Annotated in this window: 8 protein-coding genes; 6 read left to right on the forward strand and 2 right to left on the reverse strand. The window is 38.5% G+C overall.

The annotated features are described in order from the left end of the window. From O970_RS02230 to O970_RS02245, 4 genes are all read left to right on the forward strand, one after another. Positions 1-793 (forward strand): T6SS immunity protein Tli3 family protein (locus tag O970_RS02230; protein WP_238610577.1); only part of this gene is annotated, 793 nt, incomplete at its 5' end. Between the two features lie 23 nt (positions 794-816). Beyond that, a complete protein-coding gene (locus tag O970_RS02235; RefSeq protein ID WP_024495561.1) occupies positions 817-1,077 on the forward strand; it encodes a PAAR domain-containing protein in 261 nt (86 codons plus the stop codon). Continuing rightward, the gene (locus O970_RS02240) at positions 1,077-2,492 is read left to right on the forward strand and encodes a hypothetical protein (RefSeq protein WP_024495562.1); all 1,416 of its coding nucleotides are present in this window, start codon (positions 1,077-1,079) and stop codon (positions 2,490-2,492) included. The genes O970_RS02235 and O970_RS02240 overlap by 1 nt, the downstream gene beginning before the upstream one ends. 26 nt (positions 2,493-2,518) lie before the next feature. Then, positions 2,519-2,731: a hypothetical protein gene (locus O970_RS02245; protein ID WP_130575713.1), complete on the forward strand. Its 213-nt coding sequence runs from the start codon at positions 2,519-2,521 to the stop codon at positions 2,729-2,731. A gap of 14 nt (positions 2,732-2,745) precedes the next feature. Here O970_RS02245 and lipA read toward each other — a convergent pair whose 3' ends face one another. Beyond that, complete coding sequence (lipA, locus tag O970_RS02250) at positions 2,746-3,711, reverse strand: lipoyl synthase (RefSeq protein ID WP_024495563.1); 966 nt, start codon at positions 3,709-3,711, stop codon at positions 2,746-2,748. 11 nt (positions 3,712-3,722) lie between these two features. Next, complete coding sequence (lipB, locus tag O970_RS02255) at positions 3,723-4,364, reverse strand: lipoyl(octanoyl) transferase LipB (RefSeq protein WP_024495564.1); 642 nt, start codon at positions 4,362-4,364, stop codon at positions 3,723-3,725. Between the two features lie 363 nt (positions 4,365-4,727). Here lipB and aceE point away from each other — a divergent pair, with 363 nt between their 5' ends. Both aceE and O970_RS02265 read left to right on the forward strand, forming a co-directional pair. Continuing rightward, the gene (gene aceE, locus O970_RS02260) at positions 4,728-7,391 is read left to right on the forward strand and encodes a pyruvate dehydrogenase (acetyl-transferring), homodimeric type (protein WP_024495565.1); all 2,664 of its coding nucleotides are present in this window, start codon (positions 4,728-4,730) and stop codon (positions 7,389-7,391) included. Between the two features lie 19 nt (positions 7,392-7,410). Then, positions 7,411-7,711: biotin/lipoyl-containing protein (locus O970_RS02265; RefSeq protein WP_036562375.1), on the forward strand; the 301-nt coding region annotated here is incomplete at its 3' end.

The following is a 7,711-nucleotide window of genomic DNA, read 5'->3' on the forward strand; positions in this document are numbered from 1 at the left end:
CTTTCCGAGCACAGACCCGATGCCATTAATGCCGCCAAAACCTATACCGAAAAAAGGTTATGAATTATTGCATAGTGTAGCTAGAAATGGGGATGTACTTGATGATTCATTCTATTATGTAAGCAATAAACGCCAAGTTATCTACCGCTTTGATGCTGAACGTTATTTAGAGCTTCAGGGGGAAAATTGTAGTGGGCTAATCTGGTACCATGATGATAAAAATAATATTCATACCCGAATTACTAAACGCTTTTATACCGCTTACCATTTACCGAAATTTAAGTACTATAACCCAGGTAAACAGTATATTGCTATTCCAACCGATGATTTATCGGATTTTGTCTTTTCGATAGATGGCGGCAGGCACTTTTTAAAAGCCAGAGTATCTCCAATGGCGGCTGTACCAGGTAATGAAGTCGACTACTTTATTGGGGTTGATGATTCCCCTATTGAGGCAATTTATGATTCTCCTAGGAAGAATAATGTGCCAATCAGTATTTCTGGTAATACTGGTTATTTTATATTAAAAAATAGTGACGTCATCTTTGGTGCGTCTTATGGATATGATGACATCGATTATAACAAAGGAAATTCGTGGTTAAATACTCAGACCTTTTATCCACTAGCGGCGTTTACCGATGAAAGAGTGAGAGATGGCTCTAAATTTGGTACCTATATCAAATTAATGGATAGTCAAGCATACCAAGCACGGGTAAATTCAATTAAAAACGTTAAACCACAACCTTATCAGGGGTGGGATCGCATACGTTGTGAAATTGGGGCGGAAAAATAATAAAATTAATAAGGAGTTGTTTTATGAAAGGTGTTATTCGTTTAGGGGATCCGCATTCACATGGCGGGCAAGTAATAACGGCTTCTGGAGCCCATTTTGATGGTAAGCCAGTCGCATTGGTTGGTGATCAGGTATCGTGTCCTAAAAAGGGACATAATCAAAATGCCATTATCGAAGGGCATCCTACTTGGATCATGAACGATCGCGCGGTTGTTGTCAATGGATGTAAAGCCGCGTGTGGTTGTGTGCTTATTTCTACATTAGCGGTTGCTGGGTGTGAATAATGCAGTGGCGTCTTCCTACTATTTCTGCTAAGCCAGTACCAGAAAATTTTTCAATCTGGATCTATTTGTTTGCCTTCGTAATTAGTATCGTTTTTTTTAGTTGTGCGGTGTTATTAATTAATGGCGAATTTGCTTTAACAAAACTAAAATTGACAGGACTCTATTTGATTATTGCACCCATGCTTTTTAGTTTATCGGTAATCGGTTTTTTCTATAGTTTTTATCACCGACAGCGAATAAAGGTGCTATTTTTTAATCACTGTATTAAAAATAAGCATGACAATTGGCAAGATTGGGCGAGAGAATCGATTGTATTGTTAGGTGCTAGTTATTTAACGGATATTGATAATCTTGGATTAAAAATAATGGGATTGGAAGGCAACGCACCCATGAATCCAGATAAAGTGTTGCCTATTTCGGCATTACAGGATGTAAATAGCTCGCCGTTATTTTTTATATTTGACAAAATTTTGTCACCTATGAAAGCGAAGATAACCACCCAACCCAATATTAAAGTGTTGTTTAATACCACTCAAGATAATAGTGCGATGGTAAATACTTTAGTAAATTATTGTCATTTAAATCATTATAATATTAAGCCAGAAAATATTATTTTTTCAAATAAAATACCTTCGCCAGATATTATTTATCAATGGTTTGATACCGGGTATGGTGAAACTGTTTTAGTCATTAATTTGGTGTTAACTAATAGTAGGCCATTAGCCGTGACTGAGCACTGTTGTGCGTTACTGCTTTCTAATCGTGATACATCATTAAATTATTCTCGATTGCGGCTATTTCGACCGTTGAAAACACAGTTGACGGATTTAAGTGATGATCTTACTTATCTGCTTAAAGCTGAGCAGATTGAAAAAAGTCAAGTTCGTCAAATTTGGACAACATTTTTACCTAATTCGGCATTAAATATTTTAAAAGGTACCTTTTTTGATGTAGAGAGTGACATCATGATTGATCCCAATAAATTTTATCAATTAGAGCATCATATTGGTAACGTCGATCATACCCATGTTTGGTTGGCATTGGTGCTGGCCGCTGAAGGGGTAAGCCAAGGACAGAAAGGTCAATTTGTGGCGGCGCAAAGTGGCGATGATATTCATATTATGCAGTTACATGATAAATCAAGGCAAATTATTGAGGATAACGAAGAGGATAGGGTCTTTTTTTATCCCATTGTATTTCTTTTTAGTACCCTCTTTTGTTTGGTTTCTATTATCGCTTTATTACCAGTTAGCTATATCGAATATATTGAAGTACCGTTAATTATTACGCTTGGCACTATACTCTGTATACTTATTACTTCCATTACTTTATATTTTAAATTATTAATTTATAAAGATAATTTTGAGAGAAAGTGGTCAGAGGCGTTGTCTAAAATGGCGTATAAAAATCAATAAAGCTTTGCTATTCGTAATAAGTCGTTGTGACACCAGTTACATATATTGAATTAGATAGCGATAATGTACAAGGGGCGATCAAAAATGGGGGAGTAATGAGCGGTAGCGTTGCCGTTTGTGTGTATATTGTGACTGATTTAATTAACTGGATGATCGGTTTAATGTTGGTTAATAATGCTTACCGCAATTCGCTTTTCATAGCGACATCGATAAATGGTCACTTTTTGATGTCGCTATGAAAGCGAATTAGCTTTTATTTTACTTCTTTACCCATTGCTTGTAAGTCAGCATGATAAGAAGATCGAACAAATGGGCCGCAAGCCGCATGGGTAAAGCCCATATCCAGTGCAATCTGTTTAAAGTGTTCAAATTCTTGTGGGGAGACGTAACGGTGCAATGGATGGTGGTGTTTACTTGGTTGTAAATATTGCCCTAAGGTTAACATCGTTACCCCATTATCGCGTAGATCTTGCATCACTTGAATTAGTTCTTGATTGGTTTCTCCTAATCCCACCATTAAACCAGATTTAGTTGGTATCTGTGGGTGACGACGTTTAAATTCAGCTAATAGGGCAAGTGATCCGTCATAGTTTGCCCCTAAACGGATCTCTTTATATAAACGCGGCACATTTTCCAGATTATGATTGAACACATCTGGCGGGGTTTGAGCGAGCGTGTCGATAGCTATATCCAGACAACCGCGAAAATCAGGGACTAATGTTTCAATTTTAATTTTTGGATTGCGTTGGCGGATATGCTGAATACTAGCCGCAAAGTGACTGGCGCCGCCATCTTTTAAATCGTCACGATCAACCGAGGTAATGACTACATAGCGCAATTTCATTTCAGCAATGGTATTCGCTAGCTTGATCGGTTCTTGGCTATCTAAAGGTAAAGGTCGTCCATGGGCAACATCACAAAAGGCACAGCGGCGAGTACAAATATCGCCCATAATCATAAATGTTGCGGTACCATGATGAAAACATTCTGCGAGATTAGGGCAGGCGGCTTCTTCACATACTGAATGTAAGCCATGTTTGCGTATCGTGGCTTTTATGGCAGCGATTTGTCCTGTATCAGTTGGCAATTTAATGCGCATCCACTCAGGTTTTTTTAATCTTGGTTGCGCATCGATATTCCGTGTCTGAATTAGGCGAACTTTATCACCATCTCGGTATTTTGTACTTCTTGTTGTAGGTGCTGTGGTTTTATTTTCCATAAGAATCATCATCATAATTGGGTATAGTTAATTGCGTTATAACGTAACTGTTTGGCAAAAGCGATGACCAGTTGTTGACTCAGCTCAGCGTAACAGAATGTGGGTGCTAATTGACTGACTTGAGTCATGGTTAGGTCCGAATAGCCACACGGGTTAATTAAGTTAAAAGGGGATAAGTCCATATCGACATTTAGTGCTAAACCATGTAGGGTACAACCACGTTGGATATGTAAGCCTAAAGAACAAATTTTTTGATTGTTGACATACACACCCGGTGCGTCTTTTCTGGCGTTAGCCTGAATATTTAACTGAGCAAGGGTTGTAATGACGCTATTTTCTAAGCAATTAACCATGTCACGAATAGTGAGTTGGCGACGTTTGAGATTAATTAACGTGTAAAAAATCAGTTGTCCTGGTCCGTGATAAGTGATTTGTCCACCACGATCGGACTGAAATACAGGAATAGAATTTTGTGTTGTTAAAAGATGTTCCGGTTTACCTACTTTGCCTTGAGTAAATATAGGGAGATGTTCAGTAAGCCAAACTTCATCGGCATGTTGAATCGTACGTGAGGCAGTAAAAGTGTGCATGGCTTGATACACCGCTTCGTAGGAGGTTAATCCCAATTGCCGCACAATTAATTCATTCTTCATTTTATCATCTTATCGTCATTTTTATTTATTTAGTAAAAGTTTATCACTGAATAATCATAATTATGCTAAAGAAACATCAATAATTCTGATAGGTTAGCATATTTAACTAGATTTTTAGGTACGAACAATGAGATAATTTTTTGACAAAAATCAAAAGCAATAATAAATATTGTTTATTTCCCTTATGAATCATAAGGAATATTCACAGAGATAATGAGTAAATAAATAATAATAAGTGTAAATATCGATACATACGGTTAAATAGTAGTCTTGGTAACTTGTTGTTATTATTAGTAATAGTAAATTATTTATTGTTACTTTAATTCATTCTCTGTCTGTTTTAAACCTAAAGAGGTCTTTATAATGTCAGATATTCAAAACAATGATATTGATCCTATCGAAACGAAGGATTGGCTAGAAAGCATTGAATCGGTAATTCGTGAAGAAGGGATTGAACGTGCTCAATATATTATTGAGCAAATCCTTCAGCAAGCTCGCCAAGGTGGGGTACCATTGTCAGGTGCGCAAACCAGCAGTTATATCAATACGATTCCAGTTGATGAACAACCAGCTTATCCAGGCAATACTGAAATTGAACGCCGTATTCGCGCCATTGTACGTTGGAATGCGTTAATGATAGTATTACGTGCATCTAAAAAAGATTTGGATCTTGGTGGACATATGGCATCGTTCCAGTCTGCCGCTACATTCTATGAAGTCTGCTTTAATCACTTTTTCCGTGCTAGAAATGAAAAAGATGGCGGAGATTTAGTCTATTTCCAAGGTCATATCTCTCCAGGTGTCTATTCACGTGCTTTTATTGAAGGGCGTTTAACACAAGAGCAGTTAGATAATTTCCGTCAGGAAGTTCACGGTAAAGGTTTACCTTCTTATCCTCACCCTAAATTATTACCTGAATTTTGGCAGTTCCCAACGGTATCGATGGGCTTAGGACCAATTAGTGCAATTTATCAAGCACGTTTCTTAAAATATTTACATCATCGTGGTTTAAAAGATACGTCTGAACAAACCGTTTATGCTTTCCTTGGCGATGGTGAGATGGATGAGCCAGAATCAAAAGGGGCGATTACCGTTGCGACACGTGAAAAATTAGACAACTTAGTTTTTGTTGTTAACTGTAATTTACAGCGTTTAGATGGACCAGTAACTGGTAATGGTAAGATTGTTAATGAGCTAGAAGGTATTTTTGCCGGTGCGGGTTGGCAGGTACTTAAAGTGCTTTGGGGTAGTCGCTGGGATAAATTGTTACAGCAAGATAAGTCTGGTAAGTTGATTCAATTAATGAATGAAACCTTAGATGGTGACTATCAAACCTTTAGATCAAAAGATGGTGCTTATATTCGTGAGCATTTCTTCGGTAAATATCCTGAAACAGCTGAATTAGTTAAGCATATGACCGATGATGAGATCTTTAGTTTAAATCGTGGCGGTCAAGATCCAGTGAAAATGTTTGCGGCATTCCAAAAAGCCAAAGAAACGACGGGTCGTCCAACTGTCATTTTAGCGCATACGGTAAAAGGCTATGGTATGGGTGATGCGGCAGAAGCGAAAAATATTGCCCATCAGGTTAAGAAAATGAATATGGATAGCGTGCGTCATGTACGTGATTTCTTCAATGTGCCTGTCGCCGATGCGGATATCGAAAAATTACCATATTTAACTTTAGATAAAGATAGTGAAGAGTACCAATATCTCCATGAACGTCGTCAAGCGTTAAAGGGTTATGTGCCATCACGCTTACCGAAATTTACTCAGCCACTAACGATTCCAGCATTAAGTGAATTTACGCCGCTGCTTGAAGCGCAAAATAAAGAAATCTCAACCACGATTGCTTTTGTTCGTACTTTAAATATCTTATTGAAAGATAAAGCGTTAGCACCACGTTTAGTGCCTATCTTAGCCGATGAAGCGCGGACCTTTGGTATGGAAGGTTTATTCCGTCAAATTGGTATCTATAATCCAAATGGTCAGAAATATATTCCGCAAGACCGCGAGCAAGTGGCGTATTATCGTGAAGATGAAAAAGGTCAAATCCTACAAGATGGTATTAATGAGATGGGTGCTGGTGCCTCATGGTTAGCTGCTGCCACCTCTTATAGCACTAATGATTTACCAATGATTCCATTCTATATTTACTACTCTATGTTTGGTTTCCAACGTATTGGTGATCTACTTTGGGCGGCGGGTGACCAGCAAGCACGTGGATTCCTTATCGGCGGTACCTCAGGTCGTACCACATTAAATGGTGAAGGCCTACAACATGAAGATGGACATAGCCATATCATCTCTGCCACCATCCCTAACTGTGTTTCTTATGATCCGTCTTATGCTTATGAAGTCGCGGTTATTGTTCAAGATGGTTTACGTCGTATGTATGGTGAACAAGAAAATGTGTTCTATTACATTACTACTTTAAATGAGAACTATGATCAACCAGCAATGCCAGCCGGTGCCGAAGAAGGTATTTGTAAAGGTATCTATAAATTGGATACGGTTAAAGGTCAGAATGCTAAATTATCGGTACAACTTCTTGGTTCAGGGGCAATTTTACGCCATGTACGCGAAGCTGCCACCATCTTAGCCAATGAGTATGGTATTAGTTCTGATATCTATAGTGTTACTTCATTTACTGAGCTTGCACGTGAAGGGCAAGATTGTGAACGTTGGAATATGTTACATCCAACTGAGACGCCTCGTGTACCTTACATGACGCAAGTGATGAATAACGCGCCTGCGGTGGTTTCAACAGACTATATGAAGCTATTTGCTGAGCAAGTACGCGCTTATGTACCAGCAGCAAGCTATAAAGTATTAGGTACTGATGGTTTCGGTCGTTCAGATAGTCGTGAAAATTTACGTGAGCATTTTGAAATTAATGCTGGTTACGTAGTGGTTGCCGCATTAGGTGAATTAGCGAAACGCGGCGATATTGATGTTTCAGTTGTTAACGATGCAATCAATAAATTTAATATTGATGCAGATAAAGTAAATCCACGAATTGCATAAGTAAAAAGGTATAACGAAAATGAGTATTGAAATTAAATTACCTGATATTGGTGGTGATGAAGTCGAAGTCACTGAAATTTTAGTTAAAGTGGGTGATAAAGTTGACGCTGATCAATCATTAATGACGGTTGAAGGTGATAAAGCGTCAATGGAAATTCCTGCGCCACAAGCGGGGATTGTTAAATCGATTACCATCGCGGTAGGCGATAAAGTACAAACTGGAACCCCTATTATGGTATTTGATGCGGCTGATGGTGCAGTGGAAGCACCTGTTGCTCCAGTGGCTAGTGACGCCGCGCCTGCGGCACCAAGCGCGAGCG

The sequence above is a fragment of the Candidatus Schmidhempelia bombi str. Bimp genome (assembly GCF_000471645.3).
Classification (GTDB): Bacteria; Pseudomonadota; Gammaproteobacteria; order Enterobacterales; family Orbaceae; genus Utexia; species Utexia bombi.

Bases quoted from the DNA above. Each gene is read 5' to 3' on its own strand.
- O970_RS02235 (WP_024495561.1), top strand. From the start codon at position 817: ATGAAAGGTGTTATTCGTTTAGGGGATCCGCATTCACATGGCGGGCAA.
- O970_RS02240 (WP_024495562.1), top strand. From the start codon at position 1,077: ATGCAGTGGCGTCTTCCTACTATTTCTGCTAAGCCAGTACCAGAAAAT.
- lipA (WP_024495563.1), bottom strand. From the start codon at position 3,711: ATGGAAAATAAAACCACAGCACCTACAACAAGAAGTACAAAATACCGA.
- lipB (WP_024495564.1), bottom strand. From the start codon at position 4,364: ATGAAGAATGAATTAATTGTGCGGCAATTGGGATTAACCTCCTACGAA.
- aceE (WP_024495565.1), top strand. From the start codon at position 4,728: ATGTCAGATATTCAAAACAATGATATTGATCCTATCGAAACGAAGGAT.